The sequence below is a fragment of the Clostridium sp. SY8519 genome (assembly GCF_000270305.1).
In the GTDB taxonomy this organism is placed as follows: domain Bacteria; phylum Bacillota; class Clostridia; order Lachnospirales; family Lachnospiraceae; genus SY8519.
In genome coordinates this window covers 1,532,334-1,547,255 of sequence record NC_015737.1, presented here as the reverse complement: position 1 = coordinate 1,547,255, position 14,922 = coordinate 1,532,334, and the positions used below count along the sequence as shown (strand labels likewise).

Below are 14,922 nucleotides of genomic sequence, written 5' to 3'. Positions count from 1 at the left end.
CGCTCCCTCTCCTCATCTCGTCAGCATCTTTCTGTGATACTCTTTCCGCCCGCAATACGGACATTCATAATACCTCGCCCCCTGCTTCTCTCTTGTGAGCGCTTTACACACCTATTCCCTTTTTATCCGTCTGTGCATGAGCGGTCTGTTCTGCTGCCCGTCATTAAATCTCTGTCGTCCACAGGGACGCCATCGCCGGACCGCCGCCGACACACAGTGACGCGCCTCCTGTTTTATAATTGCTCCGCTTCATTTCATAGATCATGGAAACGATAATCCGCAGTGCGGTGCATCCCACCGGATGTCCCAACGAAATTCCCGAACCGTTCACATTTGTCCGATCCATATTCATTTCAATGTCATGCTCTTCCTTCAGCATGCGTCCGACTCCAATGAACTGCGGCGCAAACGCCTCATTGATTTCCCAGTAATCCACGTCCTCGTATTTCATTCCAGCTGCTTTTAAACATTTCGGAATCGCCACTGCCGGTCCAAGCCCCATCACTTCCGGTTCTACACCTTCGCCACATATGTGAATCATCTTTACCAGCGGCGTGATATGGAGTTCTTCTGCCTTCTCTTTGCTCATTACCACTACGGCCGCTGCCGCGTCGTTAATTCCGGAAGCATTCGCCGCTGTGACCACACCGTCTTTTTTAAATACCGGACGCAGTCTGGAAAGTGACTCCATGGAGCAGTTCCGGATCGGATGTTCGTCCGTATCAATTACTGTTTCACCTTTTTTGGTTTTCACGGTAACCGGAACAATCTCCGCCTGAAACCTTCCTTCATCAATGGCCCGACATGCGTTCTTATGGCTGCGCACAGCCAGCTCATCACATTCTTCCCTGGTAATTCCGTAACGTTCTGCCACATTTTCGGCTGTCAGTCCCATATGTCCGCCGGACAGTTCATCCACCAGGCCGTCATGAAGCATCGAATCCTCAATCTGACCGGCGCCCATCCGGTAGCCGCCTCTCCCTTTCGGCAGCAGGTAGGGCGCATTGGTCATGTTCTCTGTTCCGATTGCCAGGCCGATTTCCGCTTTTCCCAGCTGAATGTCATTACAGATTACTTCCAGCGCGCGCATGCCGGACGCGCAGTTCTGATTGACGCTGACGGCATTGGAACTGGCCGGGCAGCCGATCCGATAGCTCACCTGTTTTGCCGGCAGGGAGCCCTGCATTGCCGTATAGAGTTCTCCCATGGCTACGTCTTCGATCATCGCAGGCTCAATACCAGCCCTCCGGATGGCTTCTCTTCCGACCGTCACCGCCAGATCACGGGCAGATACATCTTTGAACTGTCCCATAAATTTTCCAATCGGTGTACGGCACGCGCTTACAATCACTACTTCTTTTGTCTCCATTTTCTTTCCCTCATCTATTAACACGCATGCTGTGTGCGAACCAGAATATAATCCTGAAGTTCCCGGTCAAGATCTACAAAGTACGCACTGTAGCCGGTAACGCGCACAAGAAGGGACGGATATTTTTCCGGATGCTTCTGCGCATCCTTGTATACTTCTTTATCCATCACATTAAATTGCAGCTGGGCCACGCCGTTGTCAAATGCCGCGCGGATCAGGTTGTTGACCCTTGTCCGTCCTGCTGCCGTATCCATCACCTCGCGATTAATGTAGATATTCGTAATTTCACCATGCATTCTGGCAAAATCGATTTTTCCAACCGATTTCAGCGCAGCGGTCGGTCCGTTGGTATCTGTTCCCGGATATGCTGCCACCGAATCGCCCAGAGGTTCCCCGGATTTTCTTCCGCTTGGAAGTGCGCCCACTGTTGCGCCCTGCGGAATCGCTCCGGACAGCGGAACCAAAGCCGCGCCGCGCTGATGACGGATTCTTGCTGTTTCCTGATCCGGATCGTAGAATGAAAGGATCCCCGGCTGGGATTTTACTTCATCTGCAAACCATGCGAAGAATTCCTGTTCAATCATATCCACATAATCGTCATCATTTCCGAATTTCGGTGCGGCCATGCACATCTGATAGATATCGTCATAACCTGCAAAGTCCGCGTCCACGGCCTGAATCAGCTGATCCATGGTAATCACCTTGTCGTCATATACCAGCTTTTTGACTGCGGCCAGACTGTTCCCCACATCCGGAATGCCATGGATTACGTATCCCGGGCACGCGCTGCCATAGCAGCCGCCGCTGTGGAACGGAAGCCCCCGTTCCAGTCCGGAATGATGTACCACAGAATTGATAATCAGCGGATAATCCTGGTATGCATTAACAATGTGCTGCGCGGAAATATAGTCATAATCCAGCTGACATTTCACCTGCGCCTTTACCGCGTTTTCAAAGGCTTCAAAAGTTTCAAAGGTCCTCGGATCCCCTGTGGCGATGCCGATCTGCTCTCCCTGCATGTTTCCGGCTGTCTTCTGTTTGACTCCGTTATGCAGCGCAAGATCTACGCCCATGCCCATATTAATCATCTGTCCGGGGCCCCACCACCAGTAGGCAGGCTTCTGGATTTCCATGCAGCCGCCGCAGAAATAATCATTGGCATCGTCATAATTAAATCCTGAACGCAGCATGGTCTGCCTTGAAACTTTATCGTTGTAAATCGAGGGATATCCCATTCCGGTCTTTACCAGTTCCAGTACTTTATTCCGGAATTTTTCCGGTGTATTGTCATCCATGCGGACTACCATGGCCGGCTGAACCACCCGCAGTTCGATAAAGGCATCAATAATCAGATACGAAAGTTCATTCGACGCGTCATTTCCCATGTGATCGGTTCCGCCTACCATAAGATTCTGGAACACAGAATTTCCCGCGAAGAAATGTGCTGTTTCGATATCAATAAAGAACAGCGTATTGTTGCTCTTGATAAACAGACATTCCAGCAGTTCCTTTGCTTCATCCTGTGTCAGGATTCCATGATCGATATCATGTCTGTACAGATCCCAGAGATACTGATCCGGACGTCCGAAGTAAATCAGCGGGCCGGTTCCGTCATTCGTTACCACGCAGAAGATAAACCAGATCGCCTGCAGCGCCTCATGGAAGGATCTGGCCGGTTCCATGGGAACCCGGTCGCATATTTCGGCGATTTTCTCCAGCTCTTCTTTTTTCGCCGCATCCGTTTCCTTTTCCGCGAGGCCGCGCAGATAATCTGCCCAGTTGTGCGCAAACTTCTCCACCGACCGGAACACCTGAACTACGCTCTTGTAGAAAATAATCCGCTTCATATTTGTCATATCATTCGGATCCAGTTCTTCCAGCTTTTTCTGTGCGTAATCGACGTAATAATTGGTTCCCTTCGTAAGAATCTCCGGCCAGTCCGGCGTCATATGACTGCCGTAGACGGAAAGCATAAACGACGGTTCCCCGAATCCTGTCCCGCTGATCGCCTTTCGGATATCTTCCGGGCAAGACGCACGCCATTTTGCCGTGATGGTTTTATCCGCCCAGTAGGGATAAATCTCTTCCTCAAACTCTTTCTGTTCCTCCGCGGAAATCTGATACGGGCAGTATTCGCGGGTCGCCAACGCCGCTGCTCCGCCTTCCTCCATAATCCAGTTGCTTTCCACTTCCGGATGAAGCGGATGGGATTTTTCCTTCGCGCAGGACAGGCCGACAATCAGCTCACCGTCACTGTATTTCGGCTCAATCGTTTCCAGTGTTTCACTCAGCGCCAGCGCTTTCTTGGAAATCGGATCCATTGCCTCATGTTCTTTATAAATCTTCGTAAAAACTCTTGCTCTGTGAAGATCCACCCCAGGTTTTTTCTTCCGCAGCTGCGCGTTCAGTCTCCGCACACGCTCCGTACAGCCGGTTCCGCTCTCCATACCATACAATACGCTCTTGTTTGTTTCTGCTCCCATTTGTTTCTCCTCCTGTTGTTCTGCTTTCATCTCCTGTTCCGGTTTGATCTCCTGTTCCGGTTTGACCCCCCTGTTCCGGTTTGATCTCCTATCCCGGTTTTATTTCTGCTCCATATGCAATTCACGTGCGGAATCACTCCGCCTCGTCCATAAGATCCACCTGCATCTGATCCACAGTTACCTTTTTCTTACTGACCGGCCATCTCCATCTGCCTGTATTCGGATCAATCAGATGCAGGCCTTCATTGCAGACCAGTCCAAGCAGCGCGCCTGTGCAGAGTGTAACACCAAGAATCGGAAATGCCTTCAGGTTGTAGCATCCGCCAATGGATGTCCGTCCGGCTTCACCGGTTGCAAGAATCGTAAGCGCCGCGCACCAGAAAGAACTGGAAATGGCGCCGAAGTGTGCCGGTATTACATTAAACGGCAGCTTTTCCGGAAGAATAAAATGAAGTCCGCATTCCACCGTACATACGATTCCGACAACCAGTCCGAAATTCAGCCATACCGGAACCCCTGCCGCTGTCAGACGGTCAATGATAAACAGATAAAGGATCGCCCAAGCGATTCCAACCCAGTAGCTTCCGCAGTACTTGAAAAATTCTTCCCGTTTGGCCCCGCCGTTAAAATAAATCGGAAGCGCCGTAAACGTCGCGCACATAACATTACATCCGGCAAGCAGATGATTGCTGGTAAACGGCAGCAGTGTTAACGCATAGACCGCACAGTAAATTCCGGATATAACCCCAATCCAGAGCGCCCAGTTCAATAATCCTCTCTTATTCATGTCAACCCTTCTTTTCTTTTACCTTCTCTGAGACGACCGGTTCTTCCGGTCATCCGGTTAATAGAATCTCCTCCTTTTGTTCCGTTCTCCTCCTTTCCTCTTTCTGTCTAAATCATTTTCTGCTTTCTATGCATCCATCCGGTGTTCTCTCCGGCTGTCTGCGCTCGGCCGTCTGCCTTACAGGCTGCCGGTCTTAGCCATAATCCCCTGCGCTTCCGCAATCAGGCGCAGCTGCTCCATGTGCTCCTCCGCGGGCGGTTTCAGCTGATGCAGCGGATAATCCCCCGTCCGTCTCAGCTTCTGATATTTGGATTCACCCAGATTGTGATACGGGAGCAGTTCGATCCGGGTCACATTACCAATGTGTTTCGCAAAATCTGCCGTTTCCCGGATATTCTCTTCCGTATCATTCAGTCCGGGGATCACCGGGATCCGAAGCACCAGTGTCTGCCGCTTCTCATCCAGTATCTCGGCAGCCCGTCGGATATTCTTAAGAATCTGCGCATTACCAACCCCGGTTAACTCCTTGTGCCTGTCCGCGTCCATATGCTTGACATCTGTAAAAATGTAATCTGCCGCCCGGTAAATCAGTTCCGCTTTTTCCTCCGGCGCACAGGATGATGTTTCCACCGCCGTATTGATGCCAAGCTCCTCGTGACACCGTTCCATCATATGGCTCACAAATTCTGCCTGGAGCATAGGTTCGCCGCCCCCAAACGTCACCCCGCCGTTTGACCGGTAATAATACACGCTGTCCTCCGCGATTGTATCCAGAAGCTCATCTTCCGTATACACCCTCCCGCAGACCTGGCGCGCATGTACGATACTGCAGGCTTCCGCACATCTCATACATTCTGTACAAAGTTCCCGGTTCCACACGATCTGGCCTTCTTCTATCTGAATCGCCCCTGCCTTACAGACCGCCGCACAGCGCCCGCAGCCGTAGCACAGCCGTGTGTGATACAGCAGATTTCTGCCTTCTTCTAATCCTTCCGGATTCGAGCACCAGCGGCAGCGAAGCGGGCACCCTTTCATAAATACCAGGGTGCGAATTCCTTCTCCGTCATGAATTGAATACCGCTGAATATCAAATACCGTCCCCTTCCACTCTTTTCCCATACATTAACCCCCCGCTATATTATCCAAACCTTTCATTTTTTCTTTCCTTTTGTTTGAATATATTATATTTCCAGCATTTTATTCCAACAACGCAAAAGATTCCTATTTTTTTTATAGGTAATATTCCCTATATGAAAAATTTCGCAAAAAAGCCGTGACTGCACGATTCCCTCTGCTGCGGGGAACCGCACAATCACGGCCGATGATTTCACAAGCTTCTGTACAAAAATCCGACTCTTCCGAAAGCCGACGGATTTCAGCTTTATTCTTTTTTATAACAAGCAGTGAACAGATATCTGCTGTTCACACCATATTTGGAATAGATATTCGCTACCTGATTTTTTACCGTGTGATAGCTGACAAATAATTTTTCGGCAATGGCTCGATAGGTATACCCCTGTGTCAGGAGATCTGCAACCTTTCTTTCCGCCGGTGTCAGTACATCCGGATCTGTCTGCCGCTGTATCTTCGTGTCAGCCTGCAGTCTGTCCAAGACAATCCAGTGATAACGCTCTACTATTCCATGGGAATACGACTGATGAAACGAGTAGATTTTAAATAAAAACGGCGCAATGATTTTCGTGGAAACCATACATTCGTCATGATGCCCTTCCAGCAGAAACGGCAGCCACGTACAAGGACTCTTTCCTTCATCCTGCACGGCAGATTCCCCAAGAAGTTCTTTCAGGTAAGCCTTTGCCAGACAGTTCATCGCCAGGATCCGTTTGCCGGAATCCGTGATAAAATATGCCTTCTCGCCGCTCATGATTATTTCATCCTGAATCGAAGATATGATCCTTGCCTTTTCAAATACTTTAAAATCTTTGTAGGATAACGCAACGCATTGATAGATGTCTTCATATTTTTTGATTTCTGCCTCTGTGAAATCCTCATCTTTTTTAAACGAACTGATATGGACGCATCCATTTGGTCCAAAGGGCATAACCAGTGAGTATTTCATCCCAAACTGTTTCTGCAGGAACTGAACATACGCCGACTGTTCATACTGATGTTCCGGGATAATCACACTGGACCGGTAGATCTTTGGCGTGACATTATCATAAAATAATTTTTCCATCTTGGACTCTTGGTTAATCGTTTGAGTAAAAATATCTCGTTTGGAAAACTCGTGGTAAGGGTGCGTTTTGCTGTTGAGCATTAACTTACTGCGGTCTGTCCAGGATAAAAAACGCTGGTGCTCATCGTAACAGACGATCATCGTATGATCCAGACTGAAATGTTTTTCCAGAGAATCCAACAGTGACTTGCTGAAAATCTCTGATATAATCGCCTTCTGAGTGATCATATCATTCATAAATCCCAGTTTATCATGCATTTTCTGACCTCTCCTCTCCTGTCCTCCTCGCTCCACTTGCCTCAGATCATCTGCTGCCCATAATTCCTGTGATTTTATGGTCAAAAGTAATAGATAATCGCAAAAAATCGTCTTTAGTTTCAGCAATATGCTCTATTTTTTATCTTTTTCTATCATATATCACTTATTTTTGATGTCAACCTCTAATTTTCATTTATGTAAAAAAGATCCGAGGGCTTACTCCCCGGATCCAATATCTGCTTTTATTATTCAATTTTTATTTTACAGCTGCTGACTGCAAATGGTTTAAAACGCGGCAAGTTCCCCTCACCTCGTCAGCATCTTCCTGTGATACCCTTTCCGCCCGCAGTACGGGCACCGCATTCTCCTGCTTCTCCCGATATGGGGCGCCAGAAACACTGCCCGCATCGTGGGCACATACCGCTTGTGACAGTTCGGGCATTCATAATACCCCGCCCCCTGCTCCAGCTTCAGCGAATGATACAGCCCGACCGCAAAAATCACCGCCCCTGCGGCAATCATGAGAATTCTCCACTGCATCTGCGTAACTGCAAAACTTGCCGAGAAAATAAGCACCAAGAATGACACACTGGATACATAACCGATTACCGTCTCCAAAGACAGCAGCTTCTGATTGTTCTGTCTTTCCTGCTGCAGCAGCCGGAACAGATTCTCTTCTGCCTTTTTCTGATAATCCTCAGAAACCAGACGTTCTCCGGTCAGGAGCTCATTGACATTGATCTGCAGCAGATCGCAGAGTTCCAGCATCAGCGCGGTGTCCGGCAGGTTCTTTCCGGTTTCCCATTTTGACACAGCCCGGTCAGTGATCCCCAGCTTCTCCGCAAGCGCCGCCTGTGTCAGGCCAAGATCTTTTCTGCATGCGGCAATAAATCTGCCGATTTTTTCCTGATTCATCATAGTAGGAATCTCCTTTCTGCCTTGATTCTAACAAACGTCAGCCGAAAAGGACACGAACCGCTGGTTGAGTCTGTGATTTTCCTTACAAATCTGCTCTTTTGTCTGAGTAATGCAAAAAAATATCAGAGTTGTCATTCAAAACATTGGATATTCCAAAGAAATGTGTTATTTTTTTGATAGGTGGAAACAAACCAAATCCAACTGGAGGTGAAAATGAAAATGAAGAAAAAACTGTTTTTTACCGCAATGCTGATCTGCGGCGCGCTGTTTTGCGTCAGCTGCGCAGGTACACAGGCCGAAACTTCGACAAGCTCCGGCAGCAGTTCTGCTGCGTCTGTCTCCGGCTCCGCGGAGTCAGAATCCGGATCTGAAGCGGAACAGACGGCTGCACTCAATCCCTATTCACTGAACAGCTCGGAACAGCAGCTGCTGGACCTGGTGGGAGAAGGAACCAACAGGATTTATACGTTTCACGGGGATTCTTCCATCAAAAAGGCCGCTGTCTACATGACCCAATACAAAAATGCAAAAGCAGTATCCAGCTCCACACTGATCAAGCATGCGCTCCGCAGCCAGTCTGACGCCTCGGACAGCAGTATTGCGGGACGTATTTCCATCGGCAATCACGATACCAACCAGATTGCTGTCAGCATGCAGTACGGCCCGTCAGAGGATTCCTACAGCGGCTATCTGAATACTACAGAATCCCAGCCGGTTCCGAAGGGAAAAAGCAAACAGAATTATCGTCTGCTCTGCAGCCAGACGGAACAGATCCCCATCAAAAAAGGAGAAAAAATCTCTCTGGCCATCTACGGCTATTATCCTGCCCCCGCTTCTTCGCTGACTTTCTCGGACTTCACGGAAAAGAAACAGTCAGAGTACAGCGATTATGATCTGATTGAAGTCGTATTTTCCTGATGATTTAACCGTATGCTCACAGCTTACCTTGTGGACATACGGTTATTCTATAATGGGCATACGGTTAAATTGTGCCAAAAATACGGTCTCCCGCATCTCCCAGTCCCGGCAGAATATATTTTGCGTCATTCAGCTCCCGATCCACATGACCGATGTAAATCTGAATATCCGGGTGTGCTTTTGCAAGAGCCTCTACCCCTTCCGGCGCTGCCACAATACACATAAATTTGATACGTCGGCCGCCTTTTTCCTTAATCAGGCGAATCGCGTCAATGGCTGATCCTCCTGTGGCCAGCATAGGATCCACGACCACGATGGTCCGATCTTCGATCCGCTCCGGCAGCTTGCAGTAATAGGCATGCGGTTCATGGGTCTCCGGATCCCGGTACATTCCCACATGTCCGACTTTTGCCGCAGGGATCAAGCGCAGCACACCGTCCGCCATACCCAGGCCAGCCCGCAGAATCGGAATCACCGCCTGCTTCCTTTCTGAGATCTGTGGGGAATGGGTCTTTTCCAACGGTGTCTCAATCTCACATTCCTCAACTTCCAGATCCCGCAGTGCCTCATATCCCATCAGCATCGCAATCTCTGTCACGATATTCCGGAATTCTGTTGTGCCGGTTCTCCGGTCGCGGAGTTTCGTGATCTTGTGCTGGATCAGCGGATGATCCATAATTTTAATGTTTTCGTTGTTCATAAATTACCCCTTTTCCTGCGAAAGTTCCGGTACGCGCAGCGGTATTCTGTGCAGGCATGCCGGAAAATGTCCCCGGAAAACCCGGAGAGCTTCGCATGGTCTGTTATGTACAACGATATTACCGACTTATGGACAGAATGTCAATGAACCTGTGCAAAATCCGAACGGGGCGTTCCATCAGGCGCCTCATCTTAAATAAAAACCATTGTAATTCCTGCAGCTGAACTATAAAAACATGGCGCATGATACGCCCTTTCACGGATCATCCGATAAAAAGAATGCGCATCTTTCCGCCATGCTTTTCCATACTAAGTATTATTCGTTTCTTCTTAAACCAGTTTCAGGCTTTCCCGATTTTGAACAGGGCAGCCGAAACCACTGCCATTCCGGCTCAGATCTCCATATTCAGCAGATAGGAACTGAGCCCCTTTCCATGCATATCCACAGACAGCGAACGGGTTACGCCGCCGCCCAGCGCATCATACATTACAAAGTTCATGGCACCGAGCTGCGGCAGATCGTAGCGAACGACCTCTCCTTTGACAATTCCTTTAAAATGCTCCTTCACCCGCTCCGGGGTAACTTTTTCTGCCAGAAGCGCATAATCTTTTTTGTCATATGCAATCAGTGAAATGTTGGAAATATTCCCTTTGTCTCCGGTGCGCGAATGCGCGATCTCCCATAATTTCATACTGCAGTCTCCTTTCTTCTCACACTTCAAAAAATTTTACAGCAGGGGTCACCAGGCTGCGATCCACCAGAATGGACGCAACGGAAATTATCTCACGCGTGCGTTTTACCGCACCGCAGCCGCCTGCAGGTCCGTTTGTATACAACGCTTCCACTTCATTCGGAACGATGTCGGCAATTGCTTTTGTTTTTGCGCGTCCTGCCGCGCGCACCCGCACTTCACTGGGCTCCTCGTTATATTTAAAATCAGGATTCCAGTACAGGGAATTGCATCCAATAATATCAAATTTAAGTTCTTCAAATGCGCCCGGAGCTACCAGTTCCAGCCTTTCTTTCAGAATTTCCAGTGCCAATCTTGCCCTGGCTACACATCCCGGACCGCCGTAAGAAATCTCGCCATCTCCGATAAAGCAGTCTTTATAACCGATGGAACATTTCAATGTATCAGTCTTCGGATGTCCGGTTGCCCCCTCTACCTTTACTTTGTCCTTATCCAGCTGTGTAAAGACTACTTTTGAAAAATCCGCAACCACATCCGGGGTAAAATATTTTTCCGGATCATGGATTTCATAAAGCATCTGCTCGGTGCAGGTATCCACAGTAACCATTCCACCTGCTTCCGGCACTTTTGTAACAAAATATTCTCCGTCTTCATTGACTTCTATGATCGGGAATCCCACATGTCCGATTCCCGGGACATCCTTCTTTCCGGGTTCCGCATAGTATCCGCCGGTCACCTGTGCGCCGCATTCCAGCAAATGTCCGATATTTGTCCCTTTGCCAAGTTTATCCCAGTCATCCATAGACCATCCGAATTCATAAATAAGCGGCGCCATAAAAATCGCCGGATCCGAGACGCGTCCGGTGATTACCAGATCCGCTCCTCCTTCCAGGGCTTTGAGAATTCCCTCTACGCCCATATACGCATTGGCAGATACGATTTCACCATTCAGTTCGGATAAAGGCTTCTTTGTTTCCCATACCTCCACATCCATATATTTGTCCAGCTGCGGCAGCAAATCGTCTCCAAGGACGCAGGCGATTTTCATCCCTTTCAGGCCATTCTTTTCCGCAAGATCCGCACAGACTCTCGCAGCCGCTTCCGGATTGGCGGATCCCATGTTGGTGATGATCTTTACTCCATGCTTTGCCGCCAGAGGGATTGCCTTCTCCATTCTGTGCACCAGGAGGCTGTTATAACCTTTTTCCGGATCTTTCAGTTTCTCCTGCTGTCCGATCGCAATGGTACGTTCCGCCAGGCATTCAAAACTGATATATTGAATATTTCCTTTTTCGATAAGTTCCAGCGCCGGCTCCAGACGATCTCCGGCGTATCCTGCACCGCTTCCGATACGAATTGTCTTCATTATGTGTTTCCTCCATTTCTATGATTCAGCAGATTGTTACAGGGCGATGGATCCGATTGCAAACGATACAATCAGCATCACGATGGTAAGTATAAAAGCGAATGGAATCGTACGTTTCTGATGTTCACCGAAATCCACGCCGGCAAGTCCCACCAATAGGAATGTGGCCGGAGTCAGCGGGGAAACCGGAAAACCGGTTGTCATTTGTCCGAGAATAGCAGCACGCGCCACATTCACACCGGCTACGCCAAAACCTTCCGCTGTACTGGACAACACCGGAAGCACACCATAATAAAATGAATCCGGATCAAACAGCAGCGACGCAGGCATGGCAATTACGCCTGTTATAATCGGGAAGAATCTTCCCAGAGATTGAGGAATGATCGAACAGAGTGTCGTTGCCATAGCTGTGATCATACCGGTTTCTTTCATAATTCCTGTAAAACAACCAGCCGCAAACAGCACGGACGCCATCATCAGAGCTGATTTTGCATGTGCGTCAACCCGCTTCTTCTGTTCTGCCGGGTTCGGATAGTTAATCACCACTGCCACGATAAACGCTACCATAAAGACAACTGCCGGCGGAAATCCAGACTTCAGAAGGGCTGCAATTGCGGCAATAATGAGAATCACATTAACCACAAACAGTTTGGGCCGCTCCAGAGCCTTTTCCTCTTCTGTCAGTTCCATTTTATATTCGGAAACCTGCACCAGTGTGCTTGCGCCAATCCGCTTCTTTTCCGCTCTCCCCAGCAGTACTGCAAAAACAATAACCATGGCCAGACCGGCAATTACCGGAATCATCATCGGCCGGAACAGCTCCATCACATCCATCTGCATCGCGGTTGCTGCCCGGATCGTCGGACCGCCCCATGGCATAATATTCATGACGCCGGCTGACATCGCCACAATCGTCGCCAACGTAACACGCCGCATCCCCACCGCATCATACAGCGGAACCAGTGCCGGAATGCAGATCAGGAAGGTAACCGCGCCGGAACCATCCAGATGGACAATCATGGCAAGCACGGCTGTTCCAATGGTGATCTTCACCGGATCAGTCCCCACCAGCTTCAGTACTTTTCCGATGATCGGACGGAAGGTTCCCGCATCCGTGAGAACTCCGAAAAACAGAATCGAGAAGATAAACATTACACCCGTTGCAGCGACAGAGCCGATTCCGGATTTTTCAGTAATAAATCCTCCCAGATTTTTGATGTTCGCCAGAACATCCACAACTCCCGGAGCCGCTTTCGCGTCTGTGACACGAAAAAACGATGAAATAATTCCTGTAACTACAGGAACGCCGATCAGTGCTACTGTCGGTGATGTTTTTTTAGTCATAACCAACACAAGCATCACTATGACAGTCGCAAATCCAAGAAATGCCAACATAACTACTACTCCTTTCATTTTCCAGACATTTTCTTCTTTGCCTGATAAAGTGCAAGAGCAATGCCAGTTTTTCTTCAATTAAAAAATGCCGTTTTTATGCGGTTTCCAGAAAATTTCCTCCAGTGTGTTTTTCTAAATTTCTGGAAGCAATTTTGTAGACTTTAAAAAACAAACCCCTGTATCTGTTGATAATACAGGGATTTGATTTATTTCTAATTTTTTTGAAACACTTCCAGAATTTTAGAATGATTCACAACCTTTTTCTGCTGTCTTTTTTCTGAATCGAATTTTTATTCTTTCAGCTTGTTGTAGAGTGTCGCCAGCGAAATATTCAGCTGTTTTGCAGCCTTCTTCTTGCCATCCACCGTGTTCCCGAAAGCCGCCAGTGTCCGTTTGATTTCATTTTTCTCAAAAGTTCTCACCCGCTCTGCAAGATCCGGCCTCTCTTCTGTCTGACTGCCCGCTGCAAAAAAACGCAGCTGATCCGGCAGACTCAGCATATCAATCCTTCCATCGATGCTCATATAAGCAGCAAATTCCACAATATTGCGCAGTTCCCGCACATTCCCCGGCCAGTCATACTGCATCAGGCAGTCCAGTGCAGGCTCTGAAATCGTAATGGTCCGATGCTCCTTCTCACAAATATTAGACAGAATACTTTCCACCAATGCGGGAATATCTTCTCTTCGCTCCCGAAGGGGAAGAATCCGAATCGGAAAAGAATTGATCCGATAGTACAGATCCTGCCGGAAACGCCCTTCTTCTACCCGTTTTTTCAGATCCACATTACACGCACAGATAATCCGTACATCAACGTCGATCTCCTTCACTGCGCCAATCGGACGAATTTTATGTTCCTGCAGCGCACGCAGCAGTTTTGCCTGCAGTCCAAGATCCATTTCCGCGATCTCATCCAGAAACAGTGTACCTCCGGAAGCTGCTTCAAACAGGCCGATTTTTCCGCCCTTTTTCGCCCCTGTAAACGCGCCTTCCGCGTAGCCAAACAATTCACTTTCCAGCATATCCTTGCTGAACCCGGCGCAGTTAACTGCCAGAAAAACACCATTTTTCCGGCGGCTGGCATTATGAATGGACTGCGCGAATACTTCCTTTCCCGTTCCGCTCTCTGATTCCAACAGGACCGTCATATCGCCATCCGCAAGGCGAAGCGCATATGCTTTTGTCGCGCGGGACTCCGGCGAAACCGCTATGATCGAATCGAAGGTGTAACGGCTTCCCTGCTGATTCACCTGTTTTAAAAGTTTCTGGCTGGTACTTTCATAATTTTCCAGTTCAATCCGGTTGCGTAATGCCTGCTCCATGAATGTAATACTGGAAAACCCGCCGATAATTTTATCTCCGTCATAGACCGGATACATATTTACAAAGTATGCCTCTTCCAGATCCTCCAGACGCTGTGCATGCAGAATCGGCTGACCGGTTTCCACCACAAGCGGCAGCTGCGCATGAGGCCGGATTTCCCGCAGTTTATATCCGATCACTTCCTCCGGTGTTTTATGGATAAAGTTCAGATATGACGCATTTGCGTACAGGACCACGCCCTCTGCGTCAATGCACAAAACGCCTTCCACCATATGTTCAAATACGTAGGATATAAACGAATTCAATTCCCATTTTTCTATCATACCACTGTCCTTTCCCGGATAAATCCGGCAATTCTTCCGGAAAATTCTCCGGGCCAGTTAGTTATCGATATGTAATTTTATCACACCTGAACGAAGAATCATTCCGCAAGTGCCTCATATGCCTTTCGATTTTCTGCAATCAGACGCTTGGAAACAGCCAGGACATCTTCATCGTTGGCAAATTTCGCTTCTGT

The 14,922-nt window shown here is 48.6% G+C and carries 12 protein-coding genes; 1 reads left to right on the top strand and 11 read right to left on the bottom strand.

Annotation, left to right across the window (positions count from 1 at the left end; translation table 11 throughout):
* Window positions 1-163: 163 nt before the first annotated feature.
* From CXIVA_RS07295 to CXIVA_RS07270, 6 genes are all read right to left on the bottom strand, one after another.
* Window positions 164-1,369 carry an acetyl-CoA C-acyltransferase gene (locus CXIVA_RS07295; RefSeq protein WP_013977365.1) on the bottom strand — a complete coding sequence of 402 codons (1,206 nt, stop codon included), beginning with the start codon at window positions 1,367-1,369 and terminating at the stop codon, window positions 164-166.
* A 17-nt stretch (window positions 1,370-1,386) separates the two neighbouring features.
* Entirely contained in the window at window positions 1,387-3,852 is a 2,466-nt protein-coding gene (locus CXIVA_RS13405) for a pyruvate formate lyase family protein (protein ID WP_013977364.1), read from the bottom strand.
* Window positions 3,853-3,985: 133 nt separating this feature from the next.
* Window positions 3,986-4,639: a hypothetical protein gene (locus tag CXIVA_RS07285; protein ID WP_013977363.1), complete on the bottom strand. Its 654-nt coding sequence runs from the start codon at window positions 4,637-4,639 to the stop codon at window positions 3,986-3,988.
* Between the two features lie 177 nt (window positions 4,640-4,816).
* Window positions 4,817-5,758 (bottom strand): glycyl-radical enzyme activating protein, encoded by a 942-nt coding sequence (locus tag CXIVA_RS07280; protein ID WP_013977362.1) that lies wholly within the window; start codon window positions 5,756-5,758, stop codon window positions 4,817-4,819.
* Window positions 5,759-6,020: 262 nt separating this feature from the next.
* A complete protein-coding gene (locus CXIVA_RS07275) occupies window positions 6,021-7,094 on the bottom strand; it encodes a helix-turn-helix transcriptional regulator (protein WP_013977361.1) in 1,074 nt (357 codons plus the stop codon).
* Between the two features lie 306 nt (window positions 7,095-7,400).
* A complete protein-coding gene (locus CXIVA_RS07270) occupies window positions 7,401-8,012 on the bottom strand; it encodes a helix-turn-helix domain-containing protein (protein ID WP_013977360.1) in 612 nt (203 codons plus the stop codon).
* A 213-nt stretch (window positions 8,013-8,225) separates the two neighbouring features.
* On the opposite strand from CXIVA_RS07270, the gene CXIVA_RS07265 reads away from it, so the two are divergent.
* Complete coding sequence (locus tag CXIVA_RS07265; protein ID WP_013977359.1) at window positions 8,226-8,930, top strand: hypothetical protein; 705 nt, start codon at window positions 8,226-8,228, stop codon at window positions 8,928-8,930.
* Between the two features lie 64 nt (window positions 8,931-8,994).
* On the opposite strand, the gene upp is transcribed toward CXIVA_RS07265, so the two are convergent.
* The 5 genes from upp to CXIVA_RS07240 all read right to left on the bottom strand — a co-directional run bounded on the left by upp (window position 8,995) and on the right by CXIVA_RS07240 (window position 14,728).
* Window positions 8,995-9,630 carry a uracil phosphoribosyltransferase gene (upp, locus tag CXIVA_RS07260; protein ID WP_013977358.1) on the bottom strand — a complete coding sequence of 212 codons (636 nt, stop codon included), beginning with the start codon at window positions 9,628-9,630 and terminating at the stop codon, window positions 8,995-8,997.
* 391 nt (window positions 9,631-10,021) lie between these two features.
* Window positions 10,022-10,321 carry a hypothetical protein gene (locus CXIVA_RS07255; protein WP_013977357.1) on the bottom strand — a complete coding sequence of 100 codons (300 nt, stop codon included), beginning with the start codon at window positions 10,319-10,321 and terminating at the stop codon, window positions 10,022-10,024.
* 19 nt (window positions 10,322-10,340) lie between these two features.
* Window positions 10,341-11,687 carry an acyclic terpene utilization AtuA family protein gene (locus tag CXIVA_RS07250; protein WP_013977356.1) on the bottom strand — a complete coding sequence of 449 codons (1,347 nt, stop codon included), beginning with the start codon at window positions 11,685-11,687 and terminating at the stop codon, window positions 10,341-10,343.
* 36 nt (window positions 11,688-11,723) lie between these two features.
* The gene (locus CXIVA_RS07245) at window positions 11,724-13,082 is read right to left on the bottom strand and encodes a citrate:proton symporter (protein ID WP_013977355.1); all 1,359 of its coding nucleotides are present in this window, start codon (window positions 13,080-13,082) and stop codon (window positions 11,724-11,726) included.
* A 290-nt stretch (window positions 13,083-13,372) separates the two neighbouring features.
* Window positions 13,373-14,728 carry a sigma 54-interacting transcriptional regulator gene (locus CXIVA_RS07240; protein ID WP_013977354.1) on the bottom strand — a complete coding sequence of 452 codons (1,356 nt, stop codon included), beginning with the start codon at window positions 14,726-14,728 and terminating at the stop codon, window positions 13,373-13,375.
* Window positions 14,729-14,922: the final 194 nt, after the last annotated feature.

Bases quoted from the DNA above. Each gene is read 5' to 3' on its own strand.
- CXIVA_RS07295 (WP_013977365.1), bottom strand. From the start codon at position 1,369: ATGGAGACAAAAGAAGTAGTGATTGTAAGCGCGTGCCGTACACCGATT.
- CXIVA_RS13405 (WP_013977364.1), bottom strand. From the start codon at position 3,852: ATGGGAGCAGAAACAAACAAGAGCGTATTGTATGGTATGGAGAGCGGA.
- CXIVA_RS07285 (WP_013977363.1), bottom strand. From the start codon at position 4,639: ATGAATAAGAGAGGATTATTGAACTGGGCGCTCTGGATTGGGGTTATA.
- CXIVA_RS07280 (WP_013977362.1), bottom strand. From the start codon at position 5,758: ATGGGAAAAGAGTGGAAGGGGACGGTATTTGATATTCAGCGGTATTCA.
- CXIVA_RS07275 (WP_013977361.1), bottom strand. From the start codon at position 7,094: ATGCATGATAAACTGGGATTTATGAATGATATGATCACTCAGAAGGCG.
- CXIVA_RS07270 (WP_013977360.1), bottom strand. From the start codon at position 8,012: ATGATGAATCAGGAAAAAATCGGCAGATTTATTGCCGCATGCAGAAAA.
- CXIVA_RS07265 (WP_013977359.1), top strand. From the start codon at position 8,226: ATGAAAATGAAGAAAAAACTGTTTTTTACCGCAATGCTGATCTGCGGC.
- upp (WP_013977358.1), bottom strand. From the start codon at position 9,630: ATGAACAACGAAAACATTAAAATTATGGATCATCCGCTGATCCAGCAC.
- CXIVA_RS07255 (WP_013977357.1), bottom strand. From the start codon at position 10,321: ATGAAATTATGGGAGATCGCGCATTCGCGCACCGGAGACAAAGGGAAT.
- CXIVA_RS07250 (WP_013977356.1), bottom strand. From the start codon at position 11,687: ATGAAGACAATTCGTATCGGAAGCGGTGCAGGATACGCCGGAGATCGT.
- CXIVA_RS07245 (WP_013977355.1), bottom strand. From the start codon at position 13,082: ATGTTGGCATTTCTTGGATTTGCGACTGTCATAGTGATGCTTGTGTTG.
- CXIVA_RS07240 (WP_013977354.1), bottom strand. From the start codon at position 14,728: ATGATAGAAAAATGGGAATTGAATTCGTTTATATCCTACGTATTTGAA.